Below are 17,705 nucleotides of genomic sequence, written 5' to 3' on the forward strand. Positions count from 1 at the left end.
CATGGCCACAAGCATCGCCCCCGCCGCCATGTCCGACGAGCCGCTGGAGCCGCCGTCGACCATCGCCGCGCGCCTGGTCACCTACGGCTTCGCGCGCGAGGCCCGCCTGCTGATCGCGCACCAGCGTGCCGACGGCCTGGAGGTGTGGGTCAGCCGCGCCACCTCGCCCGCAGCGCTGGCCGAAGTGGCACGCGTGCACGGGCCGCTGCGCCTGCGCGTGCTGGAGCCCGATGCGCTGGAGCTCGCCATGTCCGAGGCCTACAACCGCCAGGACAGCGGCAGCGCCGCCCAGGTGGTTGGCGAGGTGGAGGGCGAAGTCGACCTGTCGCGGCTGATGCAGGACATTCCCGCCGTGGAAGACCTGCTGGAGTCCGAGGACGACGCCCCCATCATCCGCATGATCAACGCGCTGCTCACCCAGGCCGCGCGCGAAGGTGCCTCCGATATCCACATCGAGCCGTTCGAGTCCTCCTCGGTGGTGCGCTTTCGCGTGGACGGCACGCTGCGCGACGTGGTGCGCCCGAAGAAGGCGCTGCACGGCGCGCTGATCTCGCGCATCAAGATCATGGCGCAGCTCGACATCGCGGAAAAACGCCTGCCGCAGGACGGCCGCATCACGCTGCGCGTGGGCGGGCGTCCCGTGGACGTGCGCGTCTCCACGCTGCCCACCGGCCACGGCGAGCGCGCGGTGCTGCGTCTGCTCGACAAGGAGGCCGGCCGCCTCGATCTCGCCAAGCTCGGCATGGCGCCGGGCACGCTGGGCGGCTTCGATCACCTGATCCACCAGCCGCACGGCATCGTGCTGGTGACCGGGCCGACCGGCTCGGGCAAGACCACCACGCTGTACGCCGCGCTGTCGCGGCTCGATGCGCGCACCACCAACATCATGACGGTGGAAGACCCGATCGAGTACGACCTCGACGGCATCGGCCAGACCCAGGTCAACCCGCGCATCGACATGACCTTCGGCAAGGCGCTGCGGGCCATCCTGCGCCAGGATCCGGACGTGGTGATGATCGGCGAAATCCGCGACCTGGAAACCGCGCAGATCGCGGTGCAAGCCTCGCTGACGGGCCACCTGGTGCTGGCCACGCTGCACACCAACGACTCGGCTTCGGCGGTGACGCGGCTGGTCGACATGGGCATCGAGCCCTTCCTGCTGTCGTCGTCGCTGCTCGGCGTGCTGGCGCAGCGGCTGGTACGCCGGCTGTGCCAGCACTGCAAGCGCGAGGAAGTGATCGAAGTCACACCCGACGAAGCCGACGTGCTGCTGGCGCAAGGCAAACCGCTGCAACGCGTGTGGCATGCGGTGGGCTGCGACAAATGCGGCCACTCGGGCTACCAGGGGCGCATGGGCGTGTACGAGCTGCTCAGCGTGGATGACGAGATCCGCACCATGATCCACCGCCAGTCGGCCGAATCCGAGATCAAGAAGGTGGCCCTGGCGCGCGGCATGCACACCATGCGTCGCGATGCGCAGCGCTGGATCGACTCGGGCGCAACCGCGCTGGAAGAAGTCTTGCGCGTCACGCGCGACTAAGGGCGAGCCCAGAGACATGCCAGCCTATCGTTACGAGGCCGTCGATGCCGCCGGCAAGACCGATCGCGGCGTCATCGAAGCCGACAGCCCCAAGCAGGCCCGCGGCCAGTTGCGCGCGCGCGGCCTGACACCGCTCAATGTGGATCCGCTGGCAGGCGTCGGCGGCGTGCAGAAAAGCAGCACCGCTGCCTTCGTGCGCCGGCTCTCCACGCAAGAGCAAGCGCTGTTCACGCGCCAGCTCGCCAGCCTGATCGTGGCTGGCCTGCCGCTGGACGAAGCACTGGCGGCGCTGGCTGACCAGGCCGAGCGCAGCTATGTGCACGAGCTGCTGGCCGGCATCCGCGCGGACGTGGTCGGCGGCAGTTCGCTCTCGGTGGCGCTGTTGCACCATCCGCGCGATTTTCCGGATATCTACCGCGCGCTGGTTTCCGCCGGCGAGCACTCGGGCCACCTCGGCCTGGTGCTGGAAAAGCTGGCGGACTATATCGAGACGCGCAACTCGCTCACCGCCAAGATCCGGCTGGCCTTTACCTACCCCGCCATCGTCACCGTGGTGGCGTTCGCCATCGTGATCTTCCTGCTGTCCTATGTGGTGCCGCAGGTGGTGAGCGTCTTCGCCAACACCAAGCAGAAGCTGCCGATGCTGACCATCATCATGCTGGCGCTGTCGGATTTCGTGCGCAACTGGTGGTGGGCCGCCCTGGCGTTCATCGTGGCGGTGAGCCTGGGCATACGCAGCCTGCTGCGCCAGCCCGGTGTGCGCCTGGAGTGGCACCGCTGGCTGCTGACCGCGCCGCTGGTCGGCAAGCTGATCCGCGGCTATAACACCGCACGCTTCGCCAGCACGCTCGCCATCCTGGTATCCGCTGGCGTGCCCATCCTGCGCAGCCTGCAGGCAGCCGGGGAAACGCTGACCAACGAGGCGCTCAAGGCCAACGTGGATGACGCCACCACGCGGGTGCGCGAAGGCGCCTCGCTGGCACGCGCGCTGGCGGCGCAGAACCAGTTTCCTTCCGTGCTGGTGCATTTGATCCGCTCTGGCGAAGCCACCGGCAACCTGCCGATCATGCTGGAGCGCGCGGCGCAGGGCGAAGGCGCAGAGCTGGAGCGCCGCACGCTGTTCCTCACCAGCCTGCTCGAGCCGCTGCTGATCCTCAGCATGGGCGTGGTGGTGCTGCTGATCGTGCTGGCGGTGCTGATGCCGATCATCGAGATCAACCAGTTGGTACGGTAGTCATGCGGCTGGCGGCGCAAGCTGCCGAAATGCAAAACGGCGCCTTGCGGCGCCGTTTTGCGTTCTGACGAGTGTGGCTTATTCAGCAGCCTTCGCCGTCTTCTTCGGTGCGCGCTTGGCCGGCGCGGCGGCGGCCGCCTTCTTGGCTGCAGGCGCAGCCTTTTTGGCGGGAGCGGCGGCCTTCTTGGCCGGCGCAGCAGCCTTCTTGGCGGCTACAGCGGTCTTTTTGGCTGGTGCTTCCGCTTTCTTGGCGGGTGCGTCTGCCTTTTTGGCCGGTGCGGCAGCCTTCTTGGCGGGTGCAGCCGTCTTCTTCGCGCGGGCCGGGGCCTTGGCTTTCGCCTTGACCTCAACCACGGGCTCGACCGGCTCGACCAGCTCGGCAACCTCGACCACCTCGGCCATTTCCACAACCGGAGCGACTTCGACGACCTCGGCAACCTCGACCGCTTCCACGACCGGCGCCACCTCGACAATCTCGATGACTTCAGCGGCTTCGACGACCGCCGCCACCACGGTGGACGACGGTGCCACAAAGATCGAGCTGTCGATCGGCCACGGGATCTCGCTCAGCGTGACCTCGGGCTTGGGCGGCTTGCGGCGGCGGCCACCGTTCGATTCGCCGTTTTCGCCAGCATCGGCGTCGTCCTGCTCGTCCTCGGACTCGGCGCCGTTGTAAGCCTGCTCCACGCGCTCCAGCACGTCCATCGGATCGACCACGAACGACGGGGCGGTTTCGCTAACGGGAGCGGGGGCCGGCGCTGCAAATTCGGGCACCGGCGCGGGCTGCACAGGCAGTGCGGCCTGCTGCGCACGCTCCGGCCGTGAGCCTTGTTGCTGCGGGAAAGGCTGGCGATCGCCACCACGCCGCTTGTTGCGGCGATTCTCGCGCCGCTCGCGGTTGTCACGGTTCTCAGCCTGAGGGCTTTCTGCCTGGGCATTCTCACCCTGACGGTTCTCGCCCTGACGGTTCTCGCCCTGACGGTTCTCGCCCTGGCGGTTCTCGCCCTGACGGTTCTCGCCCTGACGGTTCTCGCCCTGACGGTTCTCGCCCTGGCGGTTCTCGCCCTGGCGGTTCTCGCCCTGACGGTTCTCGCCCTGACGGTTCTCGCCCTGGCGGTTCTCGCTCTGACGGCTCTCGGGCTGGCGGTTCTCGGGCTGGCGCTCGTCGCCCTGGCGGGGCTCGGCTTCGCCGGTCTTGGAACGGCGCTTCAGGCGCACCCACAGCGTCTTGTTGTTGTTGCCGTTGCGGGTCTCGACTTCGAACAGGCCCGTGGCAGCGACCAGCTCGGAGAGCTTGCCGTAGCCGTAGTTGCGCGAGTCGAACTCGGGTGCCTGCTTGGCGATGTGGTTGCCCATGCCGCCGAGCGTGGCCCAGCCTTCTTCGTCCGAGACCGCTTGCGAGGCGCTTTGCAGCAGGCGCACCAGGCGCGAATCCTGGCGCAGCTCGCCGCTGTTGCGCTTGCGCGCGGGCGCGGCGGCGCCGTCGGCTTCCGTATCGGTGTCGGTGTCGGCGTCGCTGCGCAGCACGTCGGCAAAAATGAACTTGTCGCAGGCCGTGACGAAGGGCTTGGGTGTCTTGCGTTCGCCAAAGCCGTACACGGTCAGGCCCTGCTCACGGATGCGCGAGGCCAGGCGGGTGAAATCGCTGTCGCTGGAGACGATGCAGAAGCCGTCGAAGCGGCCCGTGTAAAGCAGGTCCATCGCGTCGATGATCATCGCGCTGTCGGTGGCGTTCTTGCCGACCGTGTAGCGGAACTGCTGGATCGGCTGGATGGAGTGCGACAGAAGGCGCTCCTTCCAGCCGGCCAGGTTGGGCTTGGTCCAGTCGCCGTAGATCCGCTTGACGGCGGCTACGCCGTACTTGGCGACTTCGGCCAGCAGGCCTTCGACGATGGCGGGCGCCGCATTGTCGGCGTCGATCAGCACAGCCAGGGTCGCAGTGCCCTGGCGGGAGGAAATAGTCATGTTGGGTCCTGGAGGCCGGTCGGCCTCGGATGGGGCGGGTTGCACCGGGGCACAATCCCTGAAGATATGGCGCACGGTCCGCATCTGCCCGTTTGTTGCGTAAACCTGTTTGCAACGCAGTGTACACGCGAAGCGTGTCCATTCGGGAAAGCACGCCTGTGTCGGGCGCGCTTTTTGCTGCGTCGCAAGGTGCCGCCCCCTTGGGGGCGGTGCTACCATGCTGCAACGAGACACGGTCGTTTTCCGCCTTCACAAGAGGCGGCGCACGGTCGCCCACAACTGAAGTGAGTCGGTGATCCCGACTGCATGCCCCATAGAGGAGCACCTATGAATGCCCCCCTGACCCCTCCGGTCAGCGACGCCATCCGCCGCGCGCTCGCAAACGTTTCCCTGGAAGACAAATACACGCTGGAGCGTGGCCGCGTATATATCAGCGGCACGCAGGCGCTGGTGCGCCTGCCGATGCTGCAGCGCGAGCGCGACCGCGCCGCCGGCCTGAACACGGCCGGCTTTATCTCTGGTTACCGCGGCTCGCCGCTAGGCGCGCTGGACCAGTCGCTATGGAAGGCCAAGCAGCATCTGGCTGCGCACGACATCGTGTTCCAGGCGGGATTGAATGAAGACCTGGCTGCCACCTCGGTATGGGGCTCGCAGCAGGTGAATATGTATCCGGACGCCAAGTTCGAGGGCGTGTTTGGCATGTGGTACGGCAAGGGCCCGGGCGTGGACCGCACGAGCGACGTCTTCAAGCACGCCAACTCGGCCGGCTCCTCCAGGCACGGCGGCGTGTTGGTGCTGGCGGGCGACGACCACGCCGCCAAATCGTCCACGCTGGCGCACCAGTCCGAGCACATCTTCAAGGCCTGCGGCCTGCCGGTGCTCTATCCCTCGAACGTGCAGGAGTATCTCGACTACGGCCTGCATGCCTGGGCCATGAGCCGCTACTCCGGCCTGTGGGTGTCGATGAAATGCGTGACCGATGTGGTGGAGTCATCGGCATCGGTGGAGCTGGATCCGCATCGCGTGGAAATCGTGCTGCCGCAGGATTTCGTCCTGCCGCCGGGCGGCCTGAATATCCGCTGGCCCGATCCGCCGCTGGAACAGGAAGCGCGCCTGCTCGACTACAAGTGGTACGCCGGCCTGGCCTATGTGCGCGCCAACAAGATCGACCGTATCGAGATCGATTCGCCGCATGCGCGCTTCGGCATCATGACCGGCGGCAAGGCTTATCTCGACACGCGCCAGGCGCTGGCCAACCTGGGCCTGGACGATGAGACCTGCGCACGCATCGGCATCCGCCTGTACAAGGTGGGCTGCGTGTGGCCGCTGGAAGCGCACGGCGCGCGTGCCTTTGCCGAAGGCCTGCAGGAAATCCTGGTGGTCGAGGAAAAGCGCCAGATCATGGAGTACGCGCTCAAGGAAGAGCTCTACAACTGGCGCGACGACGTGCGCCCCAAGGTCTACGGCAAGTTCGACGAAAAAGACAACGCAGGCGGCGAATGGTCGATCCCGCAGAGCAACTGGCTGCTGCCAGCGCACTATGAACTGTCGCCCGCCATCATTGCGCGCGCCATCGCCACGCGGCTCGACAAGTTCGAGCTGCCCTCCGACGTGCGCGCGCGCATTGCCGCGCGCATCGCGGTGATCGAGGCCAAGGAAAAAGCCATGGCCGTGCCGCGCGTGGCGGCCGAGCGCAAGCCCTGGTTCTGTTCGGGCTGCCCGCACAACACCTCCACCAACGTGCCCGAAGGCTCGCGCGCGCTGGCCGGCATCGGCTGCCACTACATGACGGTGTGGATGGACCGCAGCACCAGCACCTTCAGCCAGATGGGCGGCGAAGGCGTGGCATGGATCGGGCAAGCGCCCTTCGCCGGCGACAAGCATGTGTTCGCCAACCTGGGCGACGGCACCTATTTCCACTCCGGCCTGCTGGCGATTCGCGCATCGATCGCGGCAGGCGTCAACATCACCTACAAGATCCTCTACAACGACGCCGTCGCCATGACCGGCGGCCAGCCGATCGACGGCAAGCTGTCGGTGCAGGATGTGGCCTTCCAGGTGGCGGCCGAGGGCGCGAAGAAGATCGTCGTCGTCACCGACGAGCCTGAAAAATACAGCGCCGCCATCAAGCTGCCGCAAGGCGTGGAAGTGCACCACCGCGACGAGCTCGACAAGATCCAGCGCGAGCTGCGCGAGGTGCCCGGCGCCACCATCCTGATCTACGACCAGACCTGCGCCACCGAAAAGCGCCGGCGCCGCAAGCGCGGCACCTACCCTGATCCGGCCAAGCGCGCCTTCATCAACGACGCGGTCTGCGAAGGCTGCGGCGATTGCTCGGTGAAGTCGAACTGCCTGTCGGTGGAGCCGCTGGAAACGGAGCTTGGTACCAAGCGGCAGATCAACCAGTCGTCCTGCAACAAGGACTTCTCGTGCGTCAACGGCTTCTGCCCGAGCTTCGTCACGGCCGAAGGCGCACAGGTGAAGAAGCCCGAGCGCCACGGCGTGTCGATGGACAACCTGCCGGCCTTGCCGCAACCGGCGCTGCCCGGCCTTGAGCATCCCTACGGCGTACTGGTCACGGGCGTGGGCGGCACTGGCGTGGTCACCATCGGCGGCCTGCTCGGCATGGCCGCGCACCTGGAAAACAAGGGCGTAACCGTGCTCGACATGGCCGGCCTGGCGCAAAAGGGCGGCGCGGTGCTCTCGCACGTGCAGATTGCCGCGCACCCGGACCAGCTCCACGCCACCCGCATCGCCATGGGCGAAGCGGACCTGGTGATTGGCTGCGACGCCATCGTCAGCGCCACCGACGATGTCATCTCCAAGACCCAGGTAGGACGCACGCGCGCCATCGTCAACACGGCACAGACGCCCACCGCCGAGTTCATCAAGAATCCCAAGTGGCAGTTCCCCGGCCTGTCGGCGGAACAGGATGTGCGCAACGCAGTGGGCGAGGCTTGCGACTTCATCAACGCCAGCGGCCTGGCCGTGGCGCTGATCGGCGACGCCATCTTCACCAACCCGCTGGTGCTGGGCTACGCCTGGCAAAAGGGCTGGCTGCCGCTATCGCTGGACGCGCTGGTGCGCGCCATCGAGCTCAACGGCACGGCGGTGGAAAAGAACAAGGCCGCCTTCGACTGGGGCCGCCACATGGCGCACGACCCGGAGCACGTGCTGTCGCTCACCGGCAAGCTGCGCAACACCGCCGAAGGCGCGGAAGTGGTCAAGCTGCCCACCTCCTCCGGCGCCCTGCTGGAAAAGCTGATCGCGCACCGCGCCGAGCACCTGACTGCCTATCAGGATGCCGCTTACGCGCAGGCCTTCCGCGACGCGGTGAACCGTGTGCGCACGGCGGAAATCGCACTGGTTGGCAGCGGCAAGCCGCTGCCGCTGACCGAAGCGGCGGCACGCAACTTGTCCAAGCTGATGGCCTACAAGGACGAGTACGAAGTCGCACGCCTTTATACCGATCCCGTCTTCCTCGACAAGCTGCGCAATCAGTTCGAAGGCGAGCCCGGGCGCGACTACCAGCTCAATTTCTGGCTGGCGCCGCCGCTGATGGCCAAGCGCGACGAGAAGGGGCATCTTGTAAAGCGCCGCTTCGGTCCCTCCACCATGAAGCTCTTCGGCGTGCTGGCCAAGCTCAAAGGCCTGCGCGGTGGCATGTTCGATGTGTTCGGCAAGACCGCCGAGCGCCGCACCGAACGCGCCCTGATCGGCGAGTATCATGCGTTGCTGGAGGAGCTGACGCGTGGTTTGAGCGCAGCCAATCACGCGACCGCGATCACGCTGGCCAGCCTGCCCGACGACATTCGCGGCTTCGGGCACGTCAAGGACGACAACCTGGCGAAGGTGCGTACGCGCTGGACGGCGCTGCTTGACCAGTTCCGGCATCCGGAGACGGCGCAGCAGGTGGCTTGAGTTTCAGCTTGAACGGAGCGCCGCCGCGAAGGGGCGCTCCGGTTGCGGACAGACCCCACATTTTCGGAAATGTGGGGTCTTTTTGTTTCTGTCGCGATATGCCCGGCATCACGATTTCGCCCGGGCCGGCGGTTGAGTCCGACGAAATGGAGGCAGAGGACCTGTGTTCCGCTTACTTCTCCAGTGGCTGCGGCCCGGGGCAGCAGGCGTGCGGACAGCGCGGGATGATTGAAATCTCCGCAACATTGGTGAGGTGGCGCAGTTCCGGACCTGGCCCCAGGCCGTCGCTAAATCTACGGACTGCTGATTCCTCGATGTCCACCTTGTCGATACCCATATTCGAAAGCGTAGACAACAGGTTCTTTCGCCTCTGCTCCGCCAGCTTGGCTGACACACCTACGCGCGCATTCTGGCGAACATAGACCAGATACTTCCCTCCACTCGGGAGCCATAGTCTAAGTTGTGCCCGCCAATTTGCCAGACGCATGACCTCACTTGCCGATAGATCAGATCGACCATTTGAAAACACGGGCTCGTAGTCAACATACCCCAAGGTGCACCCCATTGTGGGAAGTGAGAACAAGAATACAGTCGCAACAAGTAGCTGTTTCACTATGGCCTCCACACCGGCGTCAATCCATCCCAATTTGGAATGTTTGCAACGTAGGCAGCGATACTATCCGCATTATTCAGGCAGAACTTATCACGAGCAGCCTGCTTTTGTGCCCACTTGATATTGCTCCATGAATCCTCCGTATTCATTGCAGATGGGAAATGCGACACCTCATGAATCAAAGTCGTTAGTTTGGAATCATTGGCCGATGGAGTAGCATTATTTCGATTAGCCTCATCCGGCATCGTGCAGAAAAGGTGTCCAATAAAAATTGAATACGTCCCGTCCGGCTTGCAGATGGAGGCGGCCGCTGGAATCTCCTCACCCTTCGCACGCGGCACACACCCAACCCGCGCAAGCCCTTCTACCGTATAACGCTCATAGTTCCTGTCAGTCAGCCCACGCATGATCTCCCGCATCCGCGCCAACCCATCACGCAATGTCTCGCGCGTATCCTCCCTCGCATTGCCAAACCAAAGCCTGACCTTGTCCTGATCCGCTCGATTCCACCGGTCCAGTTCGACCAGACGGTCAGCCAGCAGCCGCACAGCCTTGTCGCGCAACCGGTTCATCGTGGCGTAGAACTCCGCGTTGCTCATGTTCTGACAGATCAGCGTGGGATCGTTTTCAGACGTTTCCCTGGGCACCCCCGCCACCAGTTTGTTCGATGCCTCCACCGGCGCGGCGGCAGCGCTATCCGCCCGCAAATGCGTGTGACCACCACGGTTCACCTGAATGGTGAAGGTGTTCTGCGAGGCAATGACAATCGGCTTGACGGCACATTTGCAGTTGACGCGGGCGCCTTCCACCAGGATCTGCTTGTCCATCAGGCTGAACGCGGGGTAGCAGTCATTGGTGACGGTGCCGCCGCTCTTGCACACCGGGCAGGTGGCAAAATCCCCTTCGACGCCAACCCGCGCGCCGTGGTGCGTCATCTCTCCGGTGCCCATCAGCATGCCGTTGTTACTGGTGCGATCCCCGTCGCGAAGCGCACATCGCAAATTCATCATAAGAAGACCTCTCTGATAGCGTGTTCTTGCTGAAACTCGATAGCCGGCCTGAAGCCGACCGTTCAGGCATTCGCGTTGCGATCCGGCTCGGCGAAGAAAACCTCGATGGGCACGAAGTGCCATTGCGCGGCTTCGGGGTCGTAGAGGGCAACCTGGTTGATCTGCGCGCCCACGCAGACCGTTCCCGGCATGCGCTGTATGGCCAGCGCCACGGCCTGATGCCGTTGCTGTTCCGTCCACGTTTCGATCAGGCTATGCGAATCCGCGTGCGCGAACAGCCCGGCGTGTTCGCGCACGCGTTCGTACCTGGCAATGCCTTGCTGGTCGATCTCGAGCTCGATGGCATCGTGCGCCGATGGCGGGATCTCGTCGGTCTGCACCATGCAAACGCTGGCGAGCCCCCCTTTGCGCCTGACCACGATCCGGCCGTCGCTCGCAGCCCAGCCGCAGTGCAGGTTGATATGGAGCTTTCCGCCGCTATCCCGGATCAAGGTCCGGGGATCGAAAGCCGCCGCATGCGCGACGTGATACGGCTTGCCCGGGCTAGACACGAACGCCGCGTTCAGCAGTGCGTCAAAGGGCGAGATATGGACGGCCAGTGCCGAGCCGGCATCGGCATTGCCCTCCTCCACGAATTCGCATGAGGCGTTGCACCAGTCCGGCTGGCCCTCGCATGGCGCGTAGTTGATCAGCACGAACAGCGCTGGCCGGGTGTGCAGAACGTGCCCGCATGGGCGAAAGGGCGTGTTGGGCAGCGCCATAAAAGTGCACCTCCTATAGGTTACATTCGGGGTGCCTCAATCTATACCCAACACGGTGCGATAAAAGAGTAGGAAATTTCTGCTTTTGCTTGGGGATTGCGCGAAGGCAGGGGGTAAAGACACTGCTGACGCAGCGATATCAGCGGTCCCGGTGCTTCAACGCGAACAGCGTCATCCCCCAGAACGGCACCCACCAGATCAGGTCGCTGCACAGCACGAACAGGCCACTGCGCCATGCGAACACACCGGTCAGCGCGCCATGCAAGAAGCCCAGCGGCCCCAGGGTCTTGCCCACCAGTCCCACCACCACCAGCGGCCAGTAGCGCAGCATGTCCTGCGCCGCGATCCAGTAGCCCAGCGCGTAGACGCCCACCATCATGCCAATGCAGCGGATCATGGCATCGGGCGTGGCCGGCATGCCCAGCCAGTCGAAGATCTGCGACGGCCACAGGCTCAGCGCAATCGCATAGAGCAGGTTGTAGAGGGCTGCCAGCCGCAGTACGGCAGGCATCCACCCCGGTACGCGGGGCAGGCTGATGGACGCATTGCGCCCGATGGTTGGATTGGACTTCATGCCATATTCTCCAGGTAAGTCTCGGGTTCAGATTCAGGTTCGCGGATGGTCAGCACGCCGTCATAGCGCAGCAGGTAGCCCAGGCGTGGCGCCCATATGCGCACATCGCAGCGATAGCTGTGCGCATCCCGTGCGCGTTCGCTGGCCAGCACGTGCAGCCACGGCACGGTCAGGCCGAACAGGCTGACGCCGCGGCTGGCCTGCCACAACCGGCCGGTGCCATCGACACGCGTTGCCAGCACGATTGCCAGCGGCCCCATGCGTTCCGTCACCTGCCCGGCTCGCGCGAGCCGCATGCGGCTCGCCACGATGTGCCCGCCGATGCTGCGGTGCCAGCGCTCGCCAGCTGGCTCCGGTGAGATGGTCACAAGGGTCGCCGCCGCCGCCGTGGGCCGGGGCAGCGCCGACAGCCGCATCAGCGCGCGCAGCCAGCGCCGCGCGCTCCAGCGCACGCGCAGCGTGCCGCGCAGGTGCACGCCCTCGGCACGATGCACGCGCTGCAGCACCGGCGGCAGGCTGGCAAGAGCGGCACCCAGCATGGTCCCGTACAGGCTTTGCGGGCCAGCGTCCGTGCCATGCGCGGCTAACGTGTTCATCGACGTGCCCGCCCGTTGCCGAGCAGGTCCTCCAGCGCCAGTTGCAGGGTCGGGAAGCGGAAGGCATAGCCTTCCCGCTGCAGGCGCGCCGGCGCCACGCGCAGCCCGTCGAGCAGCAGCGTGGCCTGCTCGCCCAATGCCAGCCGCATCGGCCATGCGGGCGTGGGCATGAAGGCGGGCCGGTGCAGCAGCGCAGCCGCCGCGCGCACAAACCCGGCCTGGCTCGGGGTATCCGGCGCAACCAGGTTATAGGTGGCAACAGCCGCCGGGGCGGCTTGCGCGGCGTCGCCCCGGCAGAGCCAGGCGATCACGCCGAGCACGTCGTGGATATGTACCCAGCTCTGCGCTTGCCGGCCGCTACCCATCGGGCCGCCAAAGCCGAGCCACACCGGCATCAGCATGGCGGGCAGCGCGCCTTGATGGCCATAGACCACGCCGAGGCGCAGGATGGCTAGCGGGATACCCAGCGGCGTCACGGCGCGGGCCGCGTCCTCCCACTGCTGGCACAACTGCGAGGCAAAGATGTCCTGCGGCGCGCTGGCCTCCGTACGCTGGCTCAGGTCGTCGTCACCCTGGATGCCGTAGAAACCCACCGCCGAGCCATTGATCATCAGGCGCGGCCGGTACGCTGCGGCGGCCAGCCACGCTGCCAGCGCGCGCGTGGTGCCCACCCGGCTTTCCACCAGGCTGCGCTTGCGTGCGGCGCTCCAGCGCGGGCCGAGGATGGGCGCGCCGGCAAGGTTGATCACCACATCGAAGCGCACGGCCGGATCGATCTGCGCCAGCGAACCGACGCATGCGGCGCGGCCGTCGAACAACTGTGCAGCCACGCGCGGGTTGCGCGCCCAGATCGTCACGCGATGGCCATCGGCCAGCAGCGAGCGCACCAGCGCCTGCCCAATAAAGCCGGTGCCGCCGGTCAGCAGGAACGATTGCGCGCGCCGGGAGGGATCGGCGCCGGTGAAATCGAACGACGGCGTAGCACCGGCGCGGGCCGCCAGCGAGCGGCTTGCGAACGCATCGCGCACGCCAGAGGCGGCCACGCCGAGCGCGAACACGCTCAGCACCCAGCTTTGCCAGCCTTGCGGATGGAAGTGCAGGCCCGATCGCAGTTCCCACCAGGCTTGCGAATGCCAGGCCAGCAGGCCAAAGATCACGCCACCGTTGATGGCCAGCACGGTATGCGTCACCCGCTCGCTCGGCGGCAGGCTGCGGGTCTGGTCTTCCACCACGAAGTCGCGCAGCGTGAGCAGGATCTCGATGGCAACGATGGCCCATAGCGGCACCACCCAGGCGCCGCCCCAGGCAAACCAGGCCAGGCCGCCAAACAGCACGCCGTACAGCACCGCCCGGATCGCGTGCAGGCGCAGCTCCGGCGCGGCGTTGTGCTGCTGCGGCAAGGCGCAGCGCAGTTCGTGATGCCAGACGGTATCGAAGGCACCCATCAATCCCTGCATGATCAGCAGGTTGAGGATGACGGTGTAGAGCGTGCCGCTGGTGGGGTCCATCTCAAGCATCCTTATTTACATTAATTTCTGTCTTAAGAGAAATATCTGGTCAAAAAAAGCGGCCACCGCGGTGGCCTGCTTTTCATGCCTGTGCTACTTGCCGGCTTCGCGGGCACGCTGGTCGCCACGCACCAGCTTCTGGATACGCGCGCCGAGCTTCATCACCTTGACCAGGGTATCGGGCGAGAGGCGCAGCATTTCGTCGCCCCAGCTGCCCAGCGTTTCCATCAGCTGCAAGGTGGCGATGATGCGCTTTTGCACTTCCTTGCTCTCCTTGGCGAACGCGGGATTGTTCACGCATTCGTGCAAGGCGTCGATGGTGGGATCGAACTCGCGCTGCTTGCGCTCGCGCACCACGGTGCGGAACAGGTCCCACACATCGGTGATGGTCTCGAAGTGATCGCGCCGGTCGCCCATCATGTGCACGGTGCGGATCAGCTTCCAGTTCTGCAACTCCTTGAGGCTGTTGCTGACGTTGGAGCGTGCGACGTTGAGCGTGTCGGCGATTTCCTCGGCCGGCAGCGGATGCTCGGCAAGGAACAGCAGGGCGTGAATCTGCGCGACGGTGCGATTGACGCCCCACTTAGAGCCCATTTCGCCCCAGTGCAGGACGAAGCGTTGTGCGACCGGTTGAAGTTCCATGCCTGACAGTTTATCTGTTCGGAAATTTCCGTCAAGACAGAAATTCAACTTCCTGCAGTCAACCCATGGCGGCCAGGTTCAGGCCGGCTGCGCCAGCGTACTCTCGTTCTCCTTCACGTACATCGAGTTGCGCGGACGCGCGAACACGCGCCGCACCATCGGCTCGAAGAAGGACAGCGGCAGCGTGTCGTAGTCCTGCATGAAGGCCGCGCCGTCGTACTTGGCGCAGAACTCCGCGGTGCGCTCGAACAGCGCGGGCTGGTCGCGGAATTGCTCGCGCAGGTTGCGGTCCAGACCCAGGTGATGGAAGAAGTAGTAGCCCTGGAACACGCCGTGCTTCTCTACCATCCACAGATTCTCCGGGCTGACGAAGGGCTTGAGGATGGCGGCGGCGATGTCGGGATGGTTGAAGCTGCCGAGTGTGTCGCCGATATCGTGCAGCAGCGCGCATACCACGTACTCCTCGTCGCGCCCGTCGCGGTGGGCCAGCGTGGCGGTCTGCAGGCAGTGGGTCAGGCGGTCGATGGGAAAGCCGCCGCAGTCGCCGTCGAGCAGCCGCAGGTGATCGAGCACGCGGTCGGCCAGCGCCTGCGCAAAGGGCATGAACTCGGCGGATATCGCCGCCCAGTCCTCGCGCGTGCCTTGTTCCATGTGGCTGAAGGTGGCGCGGGCGTGCGTGGTCGTTTCGCTCATTGTGGGGTCTCCGTGCAGGGTGATCCTGCTTGTTTTGCTTGTGATGAACAACGATTGAACAAACATTGAGCAACGATTCTGGCACAGGTTTGGCGGCTACACTGTCAAGGACTTAACATTGCCGCCGCATGCCGCGGCGCATCAATCCGCATGCAGATCCGCCCTTACCTGGCCGCCGACGAAGCCGCCATCATCGACCTCTGGCAAGCCTGCGGCCTGACCCGGCCGTGGAACGACCCGAAGAAGGACATTGCCCGCAAGCTGACCGAGCAGCCCGAGCTGTTCCTGGTGGGCGAAGTGGAGGGCCGCCCGGTGGCATCGGCCATGATCGGCTTTGACGGCCATCGCGGCTGGGTCTACTACCTGGCGGTGCACCCGGATCACCAGCGCCGCGACTACGGCCGCCGCCTGATGGCGCACGCCGAGCAGTTGCTGATCGAGCGCGGCTGCCCCAAGATCAACCTGCTGGTGCGCACTGGCAACAGCAAGGTCATCGACTTCTACCGCAGCCTCGGGTACGCGCAGGACGAGGCGGTGAGCCTGGGCAAGCGGCTGATTCCGGATATCTGAGCGCTGGGAGCGCAGGGAGTTTTGGCCATGTTCCGCATCCTCGGCATCGATCACCTTGTCCTGCGTACCGGCAACGTGACGGCGCTCATGCGCTTCTATGTGGACGTGCTTGGCTGCAGCGTCGAACGTGTGCAGGCGGAATTCGGCCTGATCCAGTTACGCGCGGGCGGCGGGCTGATCGACCTGGTAGCGTTGGACGGCCCGCTGGGCCGTGCCGGCGGCGCTGGGCCGGGCAGGGAAGGCCGCAACCTCGACCACTTCTGCCTGCGCCTCGATCCGTTCGATGCCGATACGATCGGCACCCACTTGCGTGCGCACGGCGTGGAACCGGGTCCCGTGGAGATGCGCTTCGGCGCCGAAGGCAAAGGCCCGTCGATCTACGTGCACGACCCGGACGGCAATATGGTGGAGCTCAAAGGGCCGCCCACGAGTAAGCAATAGCCGCTAGCCCATGTGACGCAAGGTGGGCATTCCGCCTGGATGCCCGCTACAATGCCCGCTCACCCCCCTCGCCGCCCAGCGCGCCATCCCCCTCCTCACGGCGGCCATTGCGCGGCGGTACATACCGCGTCCAGGCGCGCCATGACACGACAAGACGCCCCACCCGGCCCACGCGCCATCTCGCCACGCCAGCTGGTCTGGACCCTTGGCATTACCGAAACGATTTCCTGGGGCACGCTGTATTTCGCCTTCACCGTGTTCATCGGGCCGATGAGCGCGACACTGGGCTACTCCAAGCCCTTCCTTGCCGGCGGCTATTCGCTCGGGCTGCTGGTCTGGGCGATGTGCTCGTTCGCGGTGGGCCGCCTGCTAGACCGCGTGCCGGCGCGCGCCGTGATGTGCACGGGCTCCGTGCTGGCCGGCACCGGCCTGCTGCTGTGGGCGTGGAGCCCGAACCAGGCGACCTTCCTGCTGATGTGGATACCGATCGGGCTGGCCATGGCGACCACGCTGTACGAGCCCGCCTTCGTCGTGCTGCGCCAGGCCTTTGGCGATGGCTACCAGAAGTCCATCGTCACCGTGACGCTGATGGCGGGCTTTGCCAGCACCATCTTCGTGCCGCTGGCGCAATGGCTGGTGCTGCACCTGGGCTGGCGCGAGACGCTGCTGTGCTTCGCCGGGCTCAACCTCTTCGTCTGCGCGCCCTTGCACGCCCGCCTGCGCTACGCGGCACATGCCACCTACGCGGCCGCGCCGGCGCCGGCGCCGGCCCCGCTGGCGGATGCCGCGCAACCGGGCATCGCCGGGATCGCGCTGCGCCAGCCGGTGTTCTGGGCGGTGGTGCTGGCCTTCACCGCGCTGGCGGTGATTGCCTCGCTGCTGGGTGCCCACCTGATCCCGATGCTGACCGAAAAGGGCTTGCCGCTGGGCGAGCAACTGGTGGTGGCGGCGCTGATCGGCCCGGCGCAGGTGGTCGGCCGCCTGGTGATGATGCGTTTTCCCGTGCGCCACCCGCTGCGGCTGTCGCTGCCGGTCTATCTGGTGATGTGCCTGGGCCTGCTGTGCTTTGCGCTCGGCTATGGCAAATGGTTGATGCTGGCGGCGGTGCTGTACGGCTGCGCCAACGGCATCAACACCATGCTGCGCGCCATGGCCATGCCGGAACTGATCTCGCGCCACCATTACGCCACGCTCAACGGCCTGATGATGACGCCGGTGCTGCTGATGCAAGCCGCCGCGCCCTGGTTGGGCGCATTGCTGTGGCGCGCCGCGGGCGGCTATTGGCTGATGCTGTGGGTGATGGTGGCGCTGGCGCTGATGGCGCTGGCGGCTTTCGGCTTTGCCCTGCACCGGCGCGGGCTGCTGCGCACGGCCAGCCACACGGCGGCGGCGTAGCCGGCCACGCCGGCCGGCTACGCCGCCGGTCATGCGCCCGACGCACCGATGTGCGACGATGCAGGGCTCGATTACCCTGCAGCGCCCGCCAGGGCACCTCCCGCGCCGCCAGGCGCGGTTGGCCGTGCCCGCCGCCAATATGCCCGATTCCGCTTCCCCCAACCTGACCCAGCCGCCCTCCCCCTCCTGCGCAACACCCGCCGCCGCGCCAGTCAGCGCGCGGCGAGTGGAGCATGCCGCGC

At 65.8% G+C, this 17,705-nt stretch carries 13 protein-coding genes and 1 pseudogene; 6 read left to right on the forward strand and 8 right to left on the reverse strand.

Annotation, left to right across the window (positions count from 1 at the left end):
* Nucleotide 1 precedes the first annotated feature (1 nt).
* Complete coding sequence (gene gspE / locus AC1RQC_RS25085) at nt 2–1,540, forward strand: type II secretion system ATPase GspE (RefSeq protein WP_492884979.1); 1,539 nt, start codon at nt 2–4, stop codon at nt 1,538–1,540.
* Between the two features lie 16 nt (nt 1,541–1,556).
* On the forward strand, nt 1,557–2,774 hold the full coding sequence (gene gspF, locus AC1RQC_RS25090) for a type II secretion system inner membrane protein GspF (RefSeq protein WP_492375235.1): 1,218 nt from the start codon (nt 1,557–1,559) through the stop codon (nt 2,772–2,774).
* A 1,193-nt stretch (nt 2,775–3,967) separates the two neighbouring features.
* On the opposite strand, the pseudogene AC1RQC_RS25095 reads toward gspF, so the two are convergent.
* Nucleotides 3,968–4,739, reverse strand: a pseudogene (locus AC1RQC_RS25095) (NYN domain-containing protein); the annotation flags it as partial.
* Between the two features lie 327 nt (nt 4,740–5,066).
* Here AC1RQC_RS25095 and AC1RQC_RS25100 point away from each other — a divergent pair.
* Complete coding sequence (locus AC1RQC_RS25100) at nt 5,067–8,660, forward strand: indolepyruvate ferredoxin oxidoreductase family protein (protein WP_492884981.1); 3,594 nt, start codon at nt 5,067–5,069, stop codon at nt 8,658–8,660.
* 612 nt (nt 8,661–9,272) lie between these two features.
* On the opposite strand, the gene AC1RQC_RS25105 is transcribed toward AC1RQC_RS25100, so the two are convergent.
* The 7 genes from AC1RQC_RS25105 to AC1RQC_RS25135 all read right to left on the reverse strand — a co-directional run bounded on the left by AC1RQC_RS25105 (nt 9,273) and on the right by AC1RQC_RS25135 (nt 15,057).
* Nucleotides 9,273–10,283: a M35 family metalloendopeptidase gene (locus tag AC1RQC_RS25105; RefSeq protein ID WP_492884983.1), complete on the reverse strand. Its 1,011-nt coding sequence runs from the start codon at nt 10,281–10,283 to the stop codon at nt 9,273–9,275.
* Nucleotides 10,284–10,345: 62 nt separating this feature from the next.
* Nucleotides 10,346–11,044: a hypothetical protein gene (locus tag AC1RQC_RS25110; protein WP_492811525.1), complete on the reverse strand. Its 699-nt coding sequence runs from the start codon at nt 11,042–11,044 to the stop codon at nt 10,346–10,348.
* Nucleotides 11,045–11,183: 139 nt separating this feature from the next.
* Complete coding sequence (locus tag AC1RQC_RS25115; protein WP_492811523.1) at nt 11,184–11,618, reverse strand: hypothetical protein; 435 nt, start codon at nt 11,616–11,618, stop codon at nt 11,184–11,186.
* Nucleotides 11,615–12,214: a DUF4166 domain-containing protein gene (locus AC1RQC_RS25120; protein WP_492884985.1), complete on the reverse strand. Its 600-nt coding sequence runs from the start codon at nt 12,212–12,214 to the stop codon at nt 11,615–11,617. Before AC1RQC_RS25120 ends, AC1RQC_RS25115 begins: the two co-directional genes overlap by 4 nt.
* Nucleotides 12,211–13,722, reverse strand: coding sequence for a TIGR01777 family oxidoreductase (locus tag AC1RQC_RS25125; RefSeq protein ID WP_492884987.1), 1,512 nt, complete (start codon nt 13,720–13,722; stop codon nt 12,211–12,213). Before AC1RQC_RS25125 ends, AC1RQC_RS25120 begins: the two co-directional genes overlap by 4 nt.
* Nucleotides 13,723–13,815: 93 nt before the next feature.
* On the reverse strand, nt 13,816–14,364 hold the full coding sequence (locus AC1RQC_RS25130) for a GbsR/MarR family transcriptional regulator (RefSeq protein WP_150991189.1): 549 nt from the start codon (nt 14,362–14,364) through the stop codon (nt 13,816–13,818).
* A gap of 78 nt (nt 14,365–14,442) precedes the next feature.
* Complete coding sequence (locus tag AC1RQC_RS25135; RefSeq protein ID WP_043350459.1) at nt 14,443–15,057, reverse strand: HD domain-containing protein; 615 nt, start codon at nt 15,055–15,057, stop codon at nt 14,443–14,445.
* Nucleotides 15,058–15,207: 150 nt separating this feature from the next.
* Between AC1RQC_RS25135 and AC1RQC_RS25140 the strand changes: the two genes are divergently transcribed.
* From AC1RQC_RS25140 to AC1RQC_RS25150, 3 genes are all read left to right on the forward strand, one after another.
* Entirely contained in the window at nt 15,208–15,627 is a 420-nt protein-coding gene (locus tag AC1RQC_RS25140) for a GNAT family acetyltransferase (RefSeq protein WP_492375243.1), read from the forward strand.
* 27 nt (nt 15,628–15,654) lie between these two features.
* The gene (locus AC1RQC_RS25145; RefSeq protein WP_492884990.1) at nt 15,655–16,068 is read left to right on the forward strand and encodes a VOC family protein; all 414 of its coding nucleotides are present in this window, start codon (nt 15,655–15,657) and stop codon (nt 16,066–16,068) included.
* Between the two features lie 141 nt (nt 16,069–16,209).
* A complete protein-coding gene (locus AC1RQC_RS25150) occupies nt 16,210–17,463 on the forward strand; it encodes an MFS transporter (RefSeq protein ID WP_492884992.1) in 1,254 nt (417 codons plus the stop codon).
* Nucleotides 17,464–17,705: the final 242 nt, after the last annotated feature.

It is taken from the genome of Cupriavidus sp. GW822-FHT03E04, assembly GCF_058801495.1.

Excerpts from the sequence above, each read along its gene's own strand:
- gspE (WP_492884979.1), top strand. The coding sequence starts at position 2 with ATGGCCACAAGCATCGCCCCCGCCGCCATGTCCGACGAGCCGCTGGAG.
- gspF (WP_492375235.1), top strand. The coding sequence starts at position 1,557 with ATGCCAGCCTATCGTTACGAGGCCGTCGATGCCGCCGGCAAGACCGAT.
- AC1RQC_RS25100 (WP_492884981.1), top strand. The coding sequence starts at position 5,067 with ATGAATGCCCCCCTGACCCCTCCGGTCAGCGACGCCATCCGCCGCGCG.
- AC1RQC_RS25105 (WP_492884983.1), bottom strand. The coding sequence starts at position 10,283 with ATGATGAATTTGCGATGTGCGCTTCGCGACGGGGATCGCACCAGTAAC.
- AC1RQC_RS25110 (WP_492811525.1), bottom strand. The coding sequence starts at position 11,044 with ATGGCGCTGCCCAACACGCCCTTTCGCCCATGCGGGCACGTTCTGCAC.
- AC1RQC_RS25115 (WP_492811523.1), bottom strand. The coding sequence starts at position 11,618 with ATGAAGTCCAATCCAACCATCGGGCGCAATGCGTCCATCAGCCTGCCC.
- AC1RQC_RS25120 (WP_492884985.1), bottom strand. The coding sequence starts at position 12,214 with ATGAACACGTTAGCCGCGCATGGCACGGACGCTGGCCCGCAAAGCCTG.
- AC1RQC_RS25125 (WP_492884987.1), bottom strand. The coding sequence starts at position 13,722 with ATGGACCCCACCAGCGGCACGCTCTACACCGTCATCCTCAACCTGCTG.
- AC1RQC_RS25130 (WP_150991189.1), bottom strand. The coding sequence starts at position 14,364 with ATGGAACTTCAACCGGTCGCACAACGCTTCGTCCTGCACTGGGGCGAA.
- AC1RQC_RS25135 (WP_043350459.1), bottom strand. The coding sequence starts at position 15,057 with ATGAGCGAAACGACCACGCACGCCCGCGCCACCTTCAGCCACATGGAA.
- AC1RQC_RS25140 (WP_492375243.1), top strand. The coding sequence starts at position 15,208 with ATGCAGATCCGCCCTTACCTGGCCGCCGACGAAGCCGCCATCATCGAC.
- AC1RQC_RS25145 (WP_492884990.1), top strand. The coding sequence starts at position 15,655 with ATGTTCCGCATCCTCGGCATCGATCACCTTGTCCTGCGTACCGGCAAC.
- AC1RQC_RS25150 (WP_492884992.1), top strand. The coding sequence starts at position 16,210 with ATGACACGACAAGACGCCCCACCCGGCCCACGCGCCATCTCGCCACGC.